Source organism: Streptomyces rubellomurinus, assembly GCF_000961885.1.
Lineage (GTDB): Bacteria > Actinomycetota > Actinomycetes > Streptomycetales > Streptomycetaceae > Kitasatospora > Kitasatospora rubellomurina.
Map to the genome: position 1 here is coordinate 1 of NZ_JZKH01000059.1, position 14,158 is coordinate 14,158.

A 14,158-nucleotide genomic window follows, 5' to 3' on the forward strand; every position below is an offset into this window, starting at 1 on the left:
GCCGCGCCCCTCCTCCCCCCGCCTCGCCGCCCGCGCGGCGGCCTACGCCTCCTCCTCCCCCAGCAGCCCGCGCCGGTAGGCGGGGACGAGGTTCTGCGGGACGAGCAGCTTGCGGCCGTTGAGGGTGACGGGGACGAGCTCGGGGGCCTTCGCCTTCCACTGGGCGCGGCGGTGCCGGGTGTTGCTGCGGGAGGTCCTGCGCTTGGGGACTGCCATCGGGGGCTCCTATCGGGTGGTGCCGGAGGCGTACGGGAGGAGGGCCATCTCGCGGGCGTTCTTGATCGCCCGGGCCATCGCCCGCTGCTGCTGAACGGTGAGCCGGGTGACCCTGCGGCTGCGGATCTTGCCCCGGTCGGAGACGAAGCGGCGCAGCAGGTCGGTGTCCTGGTAGTCGATGTATTCGATGCCGGCCGCCGTCAGCGGGTCGGGCCGGGTCTTCGAGGGGGCGGGTCGTCGGCGCACGGGCGGCTCCTTCAGCAGACGGGGTCGAGCAGGTCCTGGAAGCCGTCCGGCAGGGCCTTCCAGCCCGGTTCGCCGGCGGCGAGTTCGGCGTCGGTGAGCAGGCAGGAGTCGAGCAGCTCGGTGATGCCGTCGACGTCCAGCCCGTGCGCGGTGAAGCTGAGCTGCTGCACCCGGTCGGCGTGCACGGGGTGCCAGTCGAGGGCGGCGGCCGCCCGGCGGGCCGGCGGGTAGAGGTCCCAGACGGCGTCGGGCACGGAGCCGAGCCAGGGCCCGCACTCCTCGACGGCGAGGTTGGCCCCGGCCGCGTCCCACCCGAGCATCAGCGCGGGCCGGTTGGCGAGCCAGAACCGCCCTCGGCTGCGCTGCGCGGCCGGGACGAGCAGGTCGAGCGCCCGGTGCAGCCGGTCCGGGTGCAGGGGCCGGCGCCGTTCCCAGACGAGCGTGGCGACGCCGGCCTCGTCGCCCTCCTGGGGGAGCAGCGCGATCGCCGGGTTGACGCGGTCGCGGGCGGCGGGGACGTCGAAGCCGCCGAGCGCGGCCCGGGTGAGCGCGCCGCTGCCGAGCCGGACGATCCGGGCGGTGGGGTGGAGCTGTCGCAGCAGCGCGAGCCCCGGCGCGTGCGCGGTGGCGCGCGGCACGGCGAGGGTGGTGGCGTACTCGACCTGGTGGGCGAGCGCCTCCGCCCGGGTCCGCCGGTCCTGCCGGGCGGTGTGCTCGCCGTGCTCCACCAGCTCGTCGGGGACGGAGAGTTCGCCGAGCAGCCGGTCCGGGTCGACGGCGGTGACGACGCCCGCGATCTCCAGCAGGTCGGCCGCGCAGCGCCCGTCCGCCTCTCCCCCGGCGATCACCTCGACGGCGGGGTGCGGGTCGCTGCCGCCCCAGAGCTCGACGATCGCGAGCCCGTACCGGCCGTTCTCGGCGAAGTCCAGCAGCCTGGGCAGCAGGTCCTCGCGCAGGGCGCAGCAGGGGCAGTCGTTGGGCAGCGGCACCTCGGCCCGGTCGAACGCGCCGCGCCCGTCGCGCAGTTCGCGGTGGACGAGGCCGCGCGCGGCGTCCCGCAGGTCGTGCCGCAGGATCACCGCGTCCACCGCCGCCTCCGCCAACTCCCGGACGGCATCGCGGCGTTCGTCGGCGTGCAGGCCGCCGACCACGACCACGGGCAGCCTGACCGCTTCCACGGCGCTCACCAGCTGGCCTTGCGCACGCCGGGCAGGTGGCCGGCGTGCGCGTGTGCCCGCAGGTTGATCCGGGAGAGGCCGAAGGCGCGCAGGTAGCCGCGCGGACGGCCGTCGACGGCGTCGCGGTTGCGCACCCGGGTGGCGCTGGCGTCGCGCGGCTGGCGGGCGAGTTCGGCCCGGGCGGCGGCGCGTTCGGCGGGGCCGGTGCCGGGGTGGGCGATGGCCCGCTTGAGTTCGGCGCGGCGCTCGGCGTACCGGGCGACGAGGGCGCGCCGCCGCTCGTTCTTGGCGATCTTGCTCCGCTTGGCCATCAGACCTTCCCCCCTCGCGCCCGGATGCGGGCGACGGCGGCTTCGACGCCGATCGCGTCGACGGTGCGGATGCCCTTGGCGCTGAGCACGAGCCGGACGTACCGGCCCTCGCTGGGCAGCCAGTAGCGCTTGCGCTGGATGTTGGGGTCGAAGCGGCGCGGGGTGCGGCGGTGCGAGTGCGAGATCGCGTTGCCGAACCCGGGGCGGCGGCCGGTGAGTTGGCAGTGTGCGGACATGGGTGCTCCCTGGCGTCCGGGTACCCGGGGATCCGGGAATGGGCAGGACCGGGCTCACGTTACACCACATGAAAATGACTTCCATTTCGGTGTACGGTTTCGAGCCGACCGCACCCCCGACCCCCAGGAGGCCCCGATGGCCCGCAGCGAACTGCGCCCCGTGATCAAGCTCCGCTCCACCGCCGGCACCGGCTACACGTACGTGACCCGCAAGAACCGCCGGAACGACCCGGACCGGATGGTGCTGCGCAAGTACGACCCGATGGCCGGTCGGCACGTCGACTTCCGCGAGGAGCGCTGAACCGCGCCGGACAACGCGAAGCGGCGCCTCCCCCACCGCGGGGAGGCGCCGCTTCGGCACGCGCGGAGCCGCCTCAGCGCGGCGGCGGGACGGAGACCACCATGGTCAGCCGCAGCACCCGGTCCCCCGCGTTGCGGTAGACGTGCGCGTAGGCCGCGTCGAAGGAGACCGTGCTGCCGGCCGGGACGGGGCGGCCCGCGCCGTCGTGCACCAGCGTGAGCTCGCCCTCGTCGACCCGGACGATCTCCACCGTCCCGGCCGGGTGCGGCTCGGAGGAGTACTCCTCGCCCGGCTCCATCCGCCACTCCCACAGCTCCAGCGGCCCGGGCGCCTCGATCCCGTGCAGCAGGGTGCCCGTCCCGCCGCTGACGCCGGTCCAGAGCGGGACGGCCTGGTCGCCGGGGATGATCCGGACGTCCGGCCCCTCCTCGTAGTCGAGCAGCGTGGCGATCGAGACGCCGAGCGCGTCGCCGAGCCGGACGACGGTGGCCACGCTCGGGTTGGTACGGCCCTGCTCGATCTGGACGATCATGCCGCGGCTCACCCCGGAGCGGGCGGCGAGGGCGTCCAGGGTGTGGCCGCGCTCGGCGCGCAGCCGCTTGAGGTTGCGGGCGAGCGCCCGGGAGACGAGGTCGGGGTCCGGCACGCGGGCAGCCCTCCGGTGTCCACTGTACGAGACGTACAGAATATTGTTCGGCCGAGTTCAGTTCAGTGCACTACGCTGCCGATCCGGCAACAAGTCCACCTGACTGTACTGCGGAGTGCATCGTGCTGTCCTCGATCCCCCGGTCCCTCCCGTGACCGCCCTGCTCGCCCTCACTGCCAGCCTGCTCACCGGCCTGGGCGACTTCGGCGGCGGCGTCCTCACCCGCCGGCTGCCCGCGCTCGCCGTCGTGGTCGTCTCCCAGGCCACGGCCACCGTCGTCCTCCTGCTCGCCGTCCTCGCCACCGGCGGCTGGGCCGACGCCTCCCCCGCGCTCTGGTACGCCGTCGCCGCCGGAGTGATCGGCCCCTTCGCGATGCTCGCCTTCTACCGGGCACTCGCGCTCGGCCCGATGGGCGTGGTGTCCCCGCTGGCCACCGTGGGCGTCGCGGTGCCGGTCGGCGTCGGGCTCGCGCTCGGCGAGCGGCCGGGCCCCGGCCAGCTGGCCGGGATCGCGGTGGCCGTGGCCGGTGTGGTGCTGGCCGGCGGCCCCGAGCGCGGCGGGCCGTCCGCCGCCCGCACGGCCCTGCTGCTCACCCTGGCCGCCGCGTTCGGCTTCGGCGCCAACATGGCCCTGCTCTCCCGGGCCTCGGCCGGCGGCGGGCTGCTGCTCGTGCTGTGCGTCCAGCGGCTCGTCAACGTCGCCGTGGGCGGCGCCGCGCTGGTGGTCGAGCAGCGCGGCGCCGACACCGCCGGGCTGCTGCCGGACCTGCGCTCCCGGCTGCCCCTGCTCACCGCGGTCGGGCTGGCCGACGTCGCCGGGAACGCCGCGTACGCGCTGGCCGCGCACGCCGGCTCGGCGGCGGTGGCCGCCGTGCTCGCCTCGCTCTACCCGGTGGTCACCGCGCTGCTGGCGCGCGGACTGCTGAAGGAACGGCTGCGCCCGGTCCAGGTGGTCGGCGCCGGGCTCGCCGTCGCCGGCACCCTGCTGCTCGCGGCGGCGTAGCGCCGCCGGCCCGGGCGGACCGCCGACCGGGGCCCGCCCTGCCAGAATGTCGGTATGCATCTCGTACCGGCCGACCGCGCGGGCCACCGCACCATCGACGGGCACCGGGTCTGCGAGGCCATCGCCGCGATCGGCGATCCCGCGCACGTCCGGTCCTGGGCCGAGCGCTTCTCCCTGCTCGCCGACCCCGGGCGGCTCGCCCTGCTGCTCGCCCTGCACCGGGCCGGGGCGCTCGCCGTGTCCGACCTCGCCGTCGCCACCGGCATGCGCGACACCGCCGTCTCGCAGGCGCTGCGGCTGCTGCGGACGGCGGGCGTGGTCACCGGGGACAAGGACGGCCGCGTGGTGCGCTACCGGCTCGTGGACGAGAGCATGCGCCCCCTGCTCGACGAGTGCGTCGCCGGGGAGCACAACGAGCCCTCCGCCGCCGTCTGCTGACCCACTCGGCGACCGACCCGGCGACCGACCCGGCGGCCCGCCCGGCCGGACGGCCTCAGGCCTGCTGGCAGGACGGGCACCAGAACAGGTTCCGCGCGGCGTGCTCCTCCGTCCGCACCTCCGTGCCGCAGACCAGGCACGGCATGGCCGCGCGCCGGTAGACGTACACCTCGCCGCCGTGGTCGTCCACCCGCGGCGGACGGCCCATCGCCTCGGGGGTGTGCTCCGGGCGGACGGTGTCGATCCGGCCGGCCCCGACGCCCTCGCGCATCAGCGCGACCAGGTCCGCCCAGATCGCGTCCCACTCGCGCCGGGTGAGGTCCCGCCCGGCCCGGTGCGGGTCGATGCCGTGCCGGAACAGCACCTCGGCCCGGTAGACGTTGCCCACCCCGGCCAGCACCTTCTGGTCCATCAGCAGCGCGGCGACGGTCGTCCGGCTGCCCGATATCCGCCGCCAGGCGGCCTCCGGCTCGGCGTCGGCACGCAGCGGGTCGGGGCCGAGCCGGGCGGCCACCGCGGCCTTCTCGGCGTCGGTGACCAGCGCGCAGGTGTTGGGACCGCGCAGGTCCGCGTAGCCGTCCTCGTTCTCCAGCCGCAGCCGGACCAGGCCCACCGGCTCGGGCGCCGGGCCGGTGCCGAAGGTGAAGCCGCCGTACAGACCGAGGTGGACGTGCACCCAGCCGCCCTCCTCGAAGCCGAGGAACAGGTGCTTGCCGAAGGCCTCCGCACCCGTGAGCAGCTGCCCGTCGATCACCTTCGCCTCGTCGGCGAAGCGGCCCTGCGGGCTCGCGGCCCGGACGGCGCGGCCGCCGAAGGCCTTCAGGTTCTCGGCGGCGAGACGGTGGATGATGTGGCCTTCCGGCACGGGCGCGACTCCCCACGGTCGGTTCGACTGGACCGGTCCATCATCCCAGCCGGCACCGACAGCCCGGGCGCCCCCGGACCCCCGAGGTCAGCGGACCGGCATCCCCGTCAGCCGCGCCAGGATCACCCGGTCCAGCTCGGCGGCCGTCCCGGCGACGTCCAGGTACGAGTTGTCGATGATCGGCAGCCCGGAGTTGTACCAGCCCGCCATCCGCCCGTGGATGCGCGCCACCTCCTCGTCGCCGAGCCGCCGGTTGCCGCTGCGCCGGGAGTTGCGGCGCAGCACCGAGTCCAGGCTCGGCAGCAGCACGACCGGGAGCATGCCCGGGCCGATGTGCCGCTTCCAGCCGCCGAGGCCGATCGCCGGGCGGTCCGGGAAGACGGCGTCGTCGATGATGCAGGAGATGCCGTTGGCCAGGTAGTTGCGGCAGGCGAAGCCGCAGGTGCGCCGGGCCAGCCGGTACTGCGCCTCGGAGGCGTTGTTCCAGCCGGCCTGCGGGTTGGCGAAGCCGGACTGCACCCACTCGCGGACGTCGTCCAGGCTGACGTGGGCGGTCGGCGTGGGCCGCCGCTCGGCCCAGTACCGGGCGACGGTGGTCTTGCCGGCCCCGGCGGGCCCGATCAGCAGCACCGCGATCGGCCCGGCGGGCGCGTGCGGGCGCGGCGGGTGGGCGGGCAGCTGGACGGGCGTGCCGGGGGGCAGCACGAAGTGCCCGGTGCCGCCGGGCGGAACGGGCACGGTCGACAGCTGCACGGTCGCGTGAACGGGCACCGGCGCGGGCTGCGCTGCGGGCGCAGGTACGGGCTGCGGCGGAGGTACGGGCTGCGGCGCGGGCGCAGGTACGGCCTGCGGCGCCGGCGGCGGCGGTGACGTCGGCGGTGAGGGCGGAACGGGCGCCCCCGCCCCCGGCGGCACCGGCGGACCCGACACCGCCGCACCGCCCCCCGGCGGCACCGGCGGACCCGCGGGACGCGGCGGGACCTGCCCGCCTGCGGCGTACTGCGTCACGGAACCTCCCGACACCTCTCAGCGGGGACACTACACGGCGGCCCGGCGGCGGGCACAGTCCGCCACCGGGCCCTCGGCCGGTCCTCGACCCCCCGCGCTCAGCGCGTGGTCAGCTGCTCCGCCAGCGCCCGCAGCGCCAGCTCGTACGAGCCGATCCCGAACCCGGCGATGGTGCCGGACGCCACCGCGGCGATCACCGAGGTGTGCCGGAACGCCTCCCGGGCGTACGGGTTGGAGATGTGCACCTCGATCAGCGGCGCGGTGCGCTGCGCGGCGGCGTCCCGCATCGCGTACGAGTAGTGCGTGAACGCGCCCGGGTTGATCACCACGGGCACCTGCCCGTCCGCCGCCTCGTGCAGCCACTCCACCATCTGCTGCTCGGAGTTGGTCTCGTGGACCTCGACCTCGAAGCCGAACTCCTTGCCGAGCGCGGTGCAGCGCTCGACCAGCCCGGCGTACGAGGTGGCGCCGTAGACGTCGGGCTCGCGGCTGCCCAGCCGGCCCAGGTTGGGGCCGTTGAGCACCATCACCCTGGTCACGAGGAGACCTCGGCGTACGCGGCGACCAGCAGCGACGGGTCGGGGCCCTCCAGCACGGAGGTCTTGCCGAGGCCGTCCAGGACGATGAAGCGGATGAGGTCGCCGCGCGACTTCTTGTCGATCTTCATCGCGTCCAGCAACTTCGGCCAGGCGTCCGCCCGGTAGCTCAGCGGCAGCCCGACCGAGGCCAGCACGCTGCGGTGCCGGTCGGCCGTCTCGTCGTCCAACCGGCCCGCCAGGCGGCCGAGTTCGGCGGCGAAGACCATGCCGATGGAGATCGCGGCGCCGTGCCGCCACTTGTACCGCTCGGCCCGCTCGATGGCGTGGCCCAGGGTGTGGCCGTAGTTGAGGATCTCCCGCCGGCCGGACTCCTTGAGGTCCCCGGAGACCACGTCGGCCTTGACCTGGATGGCCCGGCGGATCAGCTCGACGGTGTGCGGGCCGGCCGGGGACTTGGCGCCCTCCGGGTCGGCCTCGATCAGGTCGAGGATGGCCGGGTCGGCGATGAAGCCGCACTTGATGACCTCGGCGAGGCCGGAGACGTAGTCGTGCTTGGGCACGGTCTCCAGGGTGCCGAGGTCGGCCAGCACGCCCACCGGCGGGTGGAAGGCGCCGACCATGTTCTTGCCCTCGGCGATGTTGATGCCGGTCTTGCCGCCCACGGCCGCGTCGACCATGCCGAGCAGCGTGGTGGGCATCGAGACCCAGCGCACCCCGCGCAGCCAGGTGGCGGCGACGAAGCCGGCCAGGTCGGTGGTGGCACCGCCGCCGAGGCCGACGACCACGTCGCTGCGGGTGAAGCCGGTCTGCCCGAGCACCGACCAGCAGTACGCGGCGACCTCGGCGCTCTTGGCGTCCTCGGCGTTCGGCACCTGCAGGCCGATCGCCTCGTAGCCCTCGGCGACCAGGTCCTCGCGGATCGCGTCCGCGGTGGCGGCCAGCGCCTCCGGGTGGATGATCGCGACCCGCTTCGCCCGGCCGCCGATCAGCGGCGCCAGCTCGCCGAGCAGCTGGTGCCCGATCAGCACGTCGTACGGGTCGTGGCCGGCGCTGCCGCCGACGTGAATCCTGACGATGGGGTCAGTCATGGGGGGTCTTCAGCTCCAGTGCTTCCAGTACGGCGTCCGCGACCTGCTCGGGGGTGCGGCCGGCGGTGTCGACGACGGCGGTGGCCACCTCGAGGTAGAGGGGGCGGCGGGCCTCCATCAGCTCGCGCCAGCGGGCGCGGGGGTTGACGGCCAGCAACGGGCGCGGCGCGTCCAGGCCGACCCGCTTGACGGCGTCGGCCAGCGGGACCTCCAGGAACACGACCGGCAGCTCGCGCAGCAGCTCGCGGGTGGCCTCGGCCATCACCGCGCCGCCGCCGAGCGCCAGCACGCCGCCGTGCCCGGTCGCGGCCGCCCGGACGGCGGCCACCTCCAGCGCGCGGAAGTGCGGCTCGCCCTCGTCGATGAAGATCTCCGGGATCGGCTTGCCGGCCGCCGACTCGATGTCGGCGTCGGTGTCCCGGAAGCCGACGCCCAGGCGCTCGGCCAGGGCCCGCCCGACGGTGGACTTGCCACTGCCGGGCGGCCCGACCAGCACCACGACGGGATTCGTCATCGGACGATCAGGTGGTCGAGGTAGCCCTGCACGTTGCGGCGGGTCTCGGACACGTGGTCGCCACCGAACTTCTCGTTCACCGCGTCGGCCAGCACCAGCGCGACCATCGCCTCGGCGACGATGCCGGCGGCCGGCACGGCGCAGACGTCCGACCGCTGGTGGTGCGCCTTGGCCGGCTCGCCGGTCCGCACGTCCAGGGTCTGCAGCGCCCGCGGCACGGTGGCGATCGGCTTCATCGCGGCGCGCACCCGCAGCACCTCGCCGGTGGACAGGCCGCCCTCGGTGCCGCCGGCCCGTCCGGAGGTGCGCTTGACGCCCTCGGGGGTCGGCACGATCTCGTCGTGCGCCTTCGAGCCGGGCACCCGGGCCAGCTCGAAGCCGTCGCCGACCTCGACGCCCTTGATCGCCTGGATGCCCATCAGCGCGGCGGCCAGCCGTGCGTCGAGGCGGCGGTCCCAGTGCACGTGCGAGCCGAGGCCCACCGGCACGCCGTACGCCAGCACCTCGACCACGCCGCCGAGGGTGTCGCCGTCCTTGTGGGCCTGGTCGATCTCGGCGACCATCGCCTTCGAGGCGTCGGCGTCCAGGCAGCGCACCGGGTCGGCGTCCAGCCGGGCCTCGTCCGAGGGCAGCGGCAGCACGCCGGCCGGGGCCTTGGCGGCGGCCAGCTCGACCACGTGGCTGACGATCTCGATCCCGGCCACCTCGCGCAGGTAGGCGCGCGCGACGGCGCCCAGCGCGACGCGGGCGGCGGTCTCCCGGGCGCTGGCGCGCTCCAGGATCGGCCGGGCCTCCTCGATCGAGTACTTCTGCATGCCGGCCAGGTCCGCGTGGCCGGGCCGGGGGCGGGTGAGCGCCTCGTTGCGGGCCAGGCCCGCCAGCACCTCGGGGTCGACCGGGTCGGCCGACATGACCTGCTCCCACTTCGGCCACTCGGTGTTGCCGACCATGATCGCGACCGGGCTGCCCATGGTCAGGCCGTGCCGGACGCCGCCGAGGAAGGTCACCTCGTCCTGTTCGAACTTCATCCGCGCGCCGCGGCCGTAACCGAGCCGGCGGCGCGCCAGCGCGTCGGCCACCACGGCGGTGGTGACCGGTACACCGGCGGGCAGGCCCTCCAGCGTCGCGACGAGTGCGGGGCCGTGCGACTCCCCCGCCGTCAGCCAGCGCAACGTACCCAACGGAGCTCCTTCATCAGCGGACCGGCCCACGACACCGCCGGGGCCCGCCCGGGCGTGCCTTCTGTCCGAATCCTTTCATGCCGCGGCGGCGCACCGGGGCCGCAGTCCGCGTGCCGGACAGCAAGTGGACACACCTCGGACCGGCGCGGCCGGTCGGTGCCCGGCCGGTCACTGCCCGGCGAGCGCCTGCTCCCCCGCTTCGCGCATCGCGGCCAGCGGGCCCGGCGTGCGCCCGGTGAAGGCCTCGCTCTGCAGCACCGCCTGGTGCACCAGGAGGTCCAGCCCGCCGAGCACGGTGGCCCCGCGCTCGGCGCAGGCGGCGGCCAGCGCGGTCGGCCACGGGTGGTAGAGCACGTCGAACAGCGCGCCCGGCGCGCCCGGCAGCGCCGCGGCGAAGCCGTCCGTGGCGCCGACCGGCGTGGTGGAGACGGTCAGCGGCCGCGCCAGCGCCTCGGCTCCGCGGGCCCAGTCGGCGGTGCGCACCGCGACGCCCAGCCGCTCGCCCAACTCGGCCATCTCCCGCGCCCGTTCGGGGCTGCGGACGTAGACGGTGACCTCGCCCGAGCAGATCTGGGCGAGCGCCGCCAGCGCCGAGGAGGCGGTCGCCCCGGCGCCGAGCACGGCCGCCTCGGGCACCTCGGTGATCCCCCGCTCGCGCAGCGCGTTCACCAGGCCGGGGACGTCGGTGTTGTCCCCGGTGCGCCGTCCGTCCGCGGTGAACACCACGGTGTTGACGGCGTCCACCGAGCGGGCCGTCGCGCTCACCTCGTCGAGCAGCGGGATGACGGCCCGCTTGAGCGGCATGGTCAGCGACAGCCCCGCCCACTCGGCCTCGTCCAGCCCGGCGAGGAAGCCGGGCAGCCCGGCCTCGTCGACCTCGAAGCGGTCGTAGCGCCAGCCGTCCAGCCCGAGCGCCGCGAAGGCGGCCCGGTGCAGGTCCGGCGAGAGCGAGTGGGCGATCGGCGAGCCGAGGACGGCCGCCCGGTGCTTGCTGGTCAACGCTGCCTCTCCGTGGGCGTCCTTCGAACCGGGGCTACTTGCTGGTGCAGTGGCCGCGCTCCTTGTCGAAGCCCTGGCCGGCGTTCTTGCAGTACTCCTCGACGTTGGCGTAGTGCTCCTTGGCCGTCTCGGCGAACCGGGTGTCGCTCGCGGACATCGCGATGAAGTACAGCCACTTGCCGTCCGCCGGGTGCAGCACCGCGTTGATCGCGTCGTCGCCGGGGTTGGAGATCGGCGTCGGCGGCAGGCCCGCGTTGAGGTAGGTGTTGTACTTGTTGGACGCGTCGTCCATGTCCTTCTTGGTGAGCTCCTTGCGGCCCAGCGAGTACTGCAGCGTGGTGTCCATGCCGAGCCGGTGGTGGGTCTCGGGCTCGTTGGCCAGCCGGTTCTGGATGGTCTTGGCCATCTTGGCGAAGTCCCCGACGTTGTTGCCCTCGCGCTGCAGGATGCTCGCCTCGATGAGCACCTCGTAGCCGTTCTTGAGGCCCGCCTGGGAGGCCTGGGCGTCCAGGTTCGCGTACTTCTCGGTGGCGTTCTTGACCATCTGCTTGAGCAGGTCCTCGGGCTTCATGCCGTCTGAGATGTTGTAGCGCGTCGGCCAGAGGAAGCCCTCGACGTTGCCGTTCGCGTACGCGGGCAGGCCGAGGCTGCCGGCCTGGGCCTTGGCGACACCGGCCGTGGTGCCCGGCGCCAGCTTCAGCTTCCCGTCGATCTTGGCGTAGATCTCGCTGGAGTTGAGCCCCTCGGGCAGCACCAGCGCGGCGCCGCCCATCTGGTCGACCAGGGACTGCACGGCGGAGGCCGCCGACATCTCCTTCTTCAGCGCGTAGAAGCCCGGCTGGATGTTCTGGCACTTCTTGTCGGCGTCGCAGGCCTTGGTGAAGGCGTCGACGCTCTTGACCACGCCGGCGTTCTTCAGCTTCAGGCCGATCTGCCCGCCGACCGCGCCCTTCTCGACCTCGACCTGCACGCTGCCGCTGCCCTCGCCGGAGAAGTCCGGCGGCGGGCCGAAGTGGTCCTGGTAGAAGCCGTAGCCCCACCAGCCGGCGCCGCCCACGGCGCCGAGCAGCACCAGCGCGACCACCAGGCAGGCCCCGCCGTTGCGCCGGCCCGACTTCTTGCTCTTCTCCTTGCGCTTCTTCTTCGCGTCGCGGGACTCGTCCTCCACGCCGAGGAAGCCGCCCTCGTGCTCGGCCTCCTCCTCAAGGTACGCGCCGTCCTCGTGGTGGCCGTCCAGATGGTCCTCGGGGTGGCCGTCCCACTCCTCGGCCTCGGCCTCGTGCGCGCCGCCGACCGGGTCGGCGCCGGCCTCCAGCGCGGCGGCCTCGGCCTCCCAGTCGATGCCGTCCGGGCCGGGACCGGACACCGGCTCGGGGTGCTGCGGCTGCTGCTGCGGCACCGGCTGCTGGACCGGCTGCTGAGCCTGCTGGACCTGCTGGGGCATCTGCTGCTGCCCGTACTGGCCGCCGCCCTGCGGGTAGCCCTGCTGCGGCATCGGCTGCGACATCTGCTGCTGCGGGTACTGCCCCTGCTGCGGCGCCTGCGGCTGGAAGCCCTGCTGCCCGCCGAAACTCTGGCCCTGCTGCGGGTACGCCTGCTGCCCGCCCTGGTAGCCCTGCTGCTGGCCGTACTGGCCGCCGCCCTGCGGGTAGCCCTGCTGCGACATCGGCTGGGGCGCCTGCTGCTGCGGGTACTGGCCCTGCGGGGCCATCGGCTGCTGGTAACCCTGCTGCTGGGGCTGCTGGTACTGCTGCTGCCACTGGCCGTCCTGCTGGCCGGGGACCGGCTGCTGGCCGCCGTACCCGGGATCACCGGGGTGCCACGGCTCGCCCTGGGGGCCGTAGCCCCGACCCAGATCGGTCATTGATCCCCTTAACCGACAGTGACGACCGACGGATCGGACCGGCCGTCCGGGACGCCGTCCCGGCTGATTCTCGAACCGGCGTGCTAGCGCAACGCCTGGGAGGAGACGTTACCGTACCGCAGCCGGGCCTCCGGCAGGGCGGACGTACCGTCAGTGCCCGACCTCACCCGCGGCCACCGTCCGCTACGGCGTCCCCGTGCCGGGCACCTGGGCCGGGGCGGAGGGCTGGGCCGACGCCGAGGCGGCGGCCGACGCGGACGACGAAGCGCCCGGCGCCGCCGCCCGGTTGGCGTTGAACTCCGCCACGTTGCGCTGCTGCACCTCGAAGCTGTCGGTGAAGCGGGTGTCCCCCGGCTTCACGGTGACGAAGTAGAGCCAGTCCCCCGGCGTCGGGTCCAGCGCCGCCATGATCGCCTGCCGCCCGGGGTTGGAGATCGGGGTCGGCGGCAGCCCGGCGTGCAGGTAGGTGTTGTACGGGGAGTCGAGCTTGGTCTCGGTGACGGTGGTGTTCAGCGTCGAGCGGCCGAGCGCGTAGTTGATGGTGGAGTCCAGCTGCAGCGGCATGCCCTTGGCCAGCCGGTTGTAGATCACCCGGGCCACCCGGCCCATGTCCTCGGTGTTGTCGGCCTCGCCCTGGACCATGCTGGCCACGGTGACCAGCCCGTACAGGCTCTGCCCGAGGGTCTGGGCGACGATGTCGGCGTCGTCCCGGCTGAACTCCTTGCCGGCCCGCTCGACCATCTGCTTGAGCAGGTCGAGCGCGGTGGTGCCCTCGGTGACGCTGTACGTCGCCGGGAACAGGTAGCCCTCGGGGCTGCCGGCCGCGAACTCCGGCAGGCCCAGCTCGGCGCTCTGCTCCTTCGCGGTGCGCTGGGTGGTGCCCTCGGGCAGGTTCAGCTTCTTGTCGATCGCCGCGTAGATCTGGTAGCCGCGCCAACCCTCGGGAATGGTCAGGCCGTTGGCGTTGGCCGGGTCGATCAGGACGGCGAGCGCGGCCGCGGCCGACATCTTCAGCTTGAGGGTGTACGTCCCCGGCTGGATGCGCCCGGCGGCCGCCGCGCTGCCCTTCGCCGCCCGCGTGAAGGCGAGCGAGCTGGCCACCACCCCGTTGCGGACCAGCGCGGAGGCGATCTGGGTCAGGCCGGCGCCCTCGGGCACCGAGACCTGGACGCTGCCGCTGCCCTGCCCGGCGTAGTCGGCGGCGGCCGCCGGCCGGCGCTGCCCCTGGAACCAGGTGTAGCCGGTCAGTCCGACCCCGCCGATCACCGCGACCAGGGCGAGCGCGGTGAGCCCGCAGGCCAGCCCGTTACGCCGTCGGTGCGGATCGGGCGCATCGGAGCGCGGACGGGGCGCGGACGGCGGCCGACCCTCCGGCTCCCACACCGGCGCACCCAGGTGGCCGGGCGTGAGCCCCGGGTGGCAGTCCTGGTCGGTCATGGCGGGCGTCCCCTCGGCGGTCTCGAACCGGCCCGGATCCGTCCGCCTCGATCAGCGCCGATCGGAGGTCGATCCGAAAGGCCACCAC

The 14,158-nt window shown here is 74.5% G+C and carries 18 protein-coding genes; 3 read left to right on the forward strand and 15 right to left on the reverse strand.

Annotated features, from left to right (window positions below):
• Positions 1-42: 42 nt before the first annotated feature.
• From rpmF to rpmB, 5 genes are read right to left on the reverse strand one after another with little or no spacing between them, the layout of a single operon-like run.
• Positions 43-216, reverse strand: coding sequence for a 50S ribosomal protein L32 (gene rpmF / locus VM95_RS25060; RefSeq protein ID WP_045700479.1), 174 nt, complete (start codon positions 214-216; stop codon positions 43-45).
• A gap of 9 nt (positions 217-225) precedes the next feature.
• Positions 226-462, reverse strand: a complete 237-nt coding sequence (gene rpsR, locus VM95_RS25065) for a 30S ribosomal protein S18 (protein WP_045700481.1) — start codon at positions 460-462, stop codon at positions 226-228.
• 11 nt (positions 463-473) lie between these two features.
• The gene (locus tag VM95_RS25070; RefSeq protein WP_244178936.1) at positions 474-1,649 is read right to left on the reverse strand and encodes a CobW family GTP-binding protein; all 1,176 of its coding nucleotides are present in this window, start codon (positions 1,647-1,649) and stop codon (positions 474-476) included.
• Positions 1,646-1,951, reverse strand: a complete 306-nt coding sequence (gene rpsN / locus VM95_RS25075; RefSeq protein ID WP_045700485.1) for a 30S ribosomal protein S14 — start codon at positions 1,949-1,951, stop codon at positions 1,646-1,648. Before rpsN ends, VM95_RS25070 begins: the two co-directional genes overlap by 4 nt.
• The gene (gene rpmB / locus VM95_RS25080; protein WP_045700488.1) at positions 1,951-2,187 is read right to left on the reverse strand and encodes a 50S ribosomal protein L28; all 237 of its coding nucleotides are present in this window, start codon (positions 2,185-2,187) and stop codon (positions 1,951-1,953) included. Before rpmB ends, rpsN begins: the two co-directional genes overlap by 1 nt.
• A 136-nt stretch (positions 2,188-2,323) precedes the next feature.
• Here rpmB and rpmG point away from each other — a divergent pair, with 136 nt between their 5' ends.
• On the forward strand, positions 2,324-2,488 hold the full coding sequence (rpmG, locus tag VM95_RS25085) for a 50S ribosomal protein L33 (protein ID WP_045700490.1): 165 nt from the start codon (positions 2,324-2,326) through the stop codon (positions 2,486-2,488).
• Positions 2,489-2,561: 73 nt separating this feature from the next.
• Here the strand turns inward: rpmG and VM95_RS25090 are convergent, their stop codons facing one another.
• Complete coding sequence (locus VM95_RS25090) at positions 2,562-3,134, reverse strand: helix-turn-helix domain-containing protein (protein ID WP_045700492.1); 573 nt, start codon at positions 3,132-3,134, stop codon at positions 2,562-2,564.
• Between the two features lie 151 nt (positions 3,135-3,285).
• Here VM95_RS25090 and VM95_RS25095 point away from each other — a divergent pair, with 151 nt between their 5' ends.
• On the forward strand, positions 3,286-4,137 hold the full coding sequence (locus VM95_RS25095) for an EamA family transporter (protein WP_045700494.1): 852 nt from the start codon (positions 3,286-3,288) through the stop codon (positions 4,135-4,137).
• Between the two features lie 54 nt (positions 4,138-4,191).
• On the forward strand, positions 4,192-4,575 hold the full coding sequence (locus VM95_RS25100; RefSeq protein ID WP_045700496.1) for a metalloregulator ArsR/SmtB family transcription factor: 384 nt from the start codon (positions 4,192-4,194) through the stop codon (positions 4,573-4,575).
• A gap of 55 nt (positions 4,576-4,630) precedes the next feature.
• On the opposite strand, the gene VM95_RS25105 is transcribed toward VM95_RS25100, so the two are convergent.
• The 9 genes from VM95_RS25105 to mltG (VM95_RS25145) all read right to left on the reverse strand — a co-directional run bounded on the left by VM95_RS25105 (position 4,631) and on the right by mltG (VM95_RS25145) (position 14,070).
• Positions 4,631-5,440 (reverse strand): Fpg/Nei family DNA glycosylase, encoded by an 810-nt coding sequence (locus VM95_RS25105; protein WP_045700498.1) that lies wholly within the window; start codon positions 5,438-5,440, stop codon positions 4,631-4,633.
• 87 nt (positions 5,441-5,527) lie between these two features.
• Positions 5,528-6,463, reverse strand: coding sequence for an AAA family ATPase (locus VM95_RS25110; protein ID WP_425265355.1), 936 nt, complete (start codon positions 6,461-6,463; stop codon positions 5,528-5,530).
• Positions 6,464-6,546: 83 nt separating this feature from the next.
• Positions 6,547-6,975 (reverse strand): type II 3-dehydroquinate dehydratase, encoded by a 429-nt coding sequence (gene aroQ, locus VM95_RS25115; RefSeq protein WP_045700577.1) that lies wholly within the window; start codon positions 6,973-6,975, stop codon positions 6,547-6,549.
• Positions 6,976-6,983: 8 nt separating this feature from the next.
• Entirely contained in the window at positions 6,984-8,075 is a 1,092-nt protein-coding gene (aroB, locus tag VM95_RS25120) for a 3-dehydroquinate synthase (RefSeq protein ID WP_045700502.1), read from the reverse strand.
• Entirely contained in the window at positions 8,068-8,589 is a 522-nt protein-coding gene (locus VM95_RS25125) for a shikimate kinase (RefSeq protein ID WP_045700504.1), read from the reverse strand. The genes aroB and VM95_RS25125 overlap by 8 nt, the downstream gene beginning before the upstream one ends.
• Positions 8,586-9,770, reverse strand: coding sequence for a chorismate synthase (gene aroC / locus VM95_RS25130; protein WP_107073078.1), 1,185 nt, complete (start codon positions 9,768-9,770; stop codon positions 8,586-8,588). The genes VM95_RS25125 and aroC overlap by 4 nt, the downstream gene beginning before the upstream one ends.
• A gap of 168 nt (positions 9,771-9,938) precedes the next feature.
• Entirely contained in the window at positions 9,939-10,769 is an 831-nt protein-coding gene (locus VM95_RS25135) for a shikimate dehydrogenase (RefSeq protein WP_045700508.1), read from the reverse strand.
• Positions 10,770-10,803: 34 nt separating this feature from the next.
• Positions 10,804-12,633, reverse strand: coding sequence for an endolytic transglycosylase MltG (mltG, locus tag VM95_RS25140; RefSeq protein WP_045700510.1), 1,830 nt, complete (start codon positions 12,631-12,633; stop codon positions 10,804-10,806).
• Between the two features lie 183 nt (positions 12,634-12,816).
• Entirely contained in the window at positions 12,817-14,070 is a 1,254-nt protein-coding gene (gene mltG, locus VM95_RS25145; RefSeq protein ID WP_078860496.1) for an endolytic transglycosylase MltG, read from the reverse strand.
• Between the last annotated feature and the right edge of the window lie 88 nt (positions 14,071-14,158).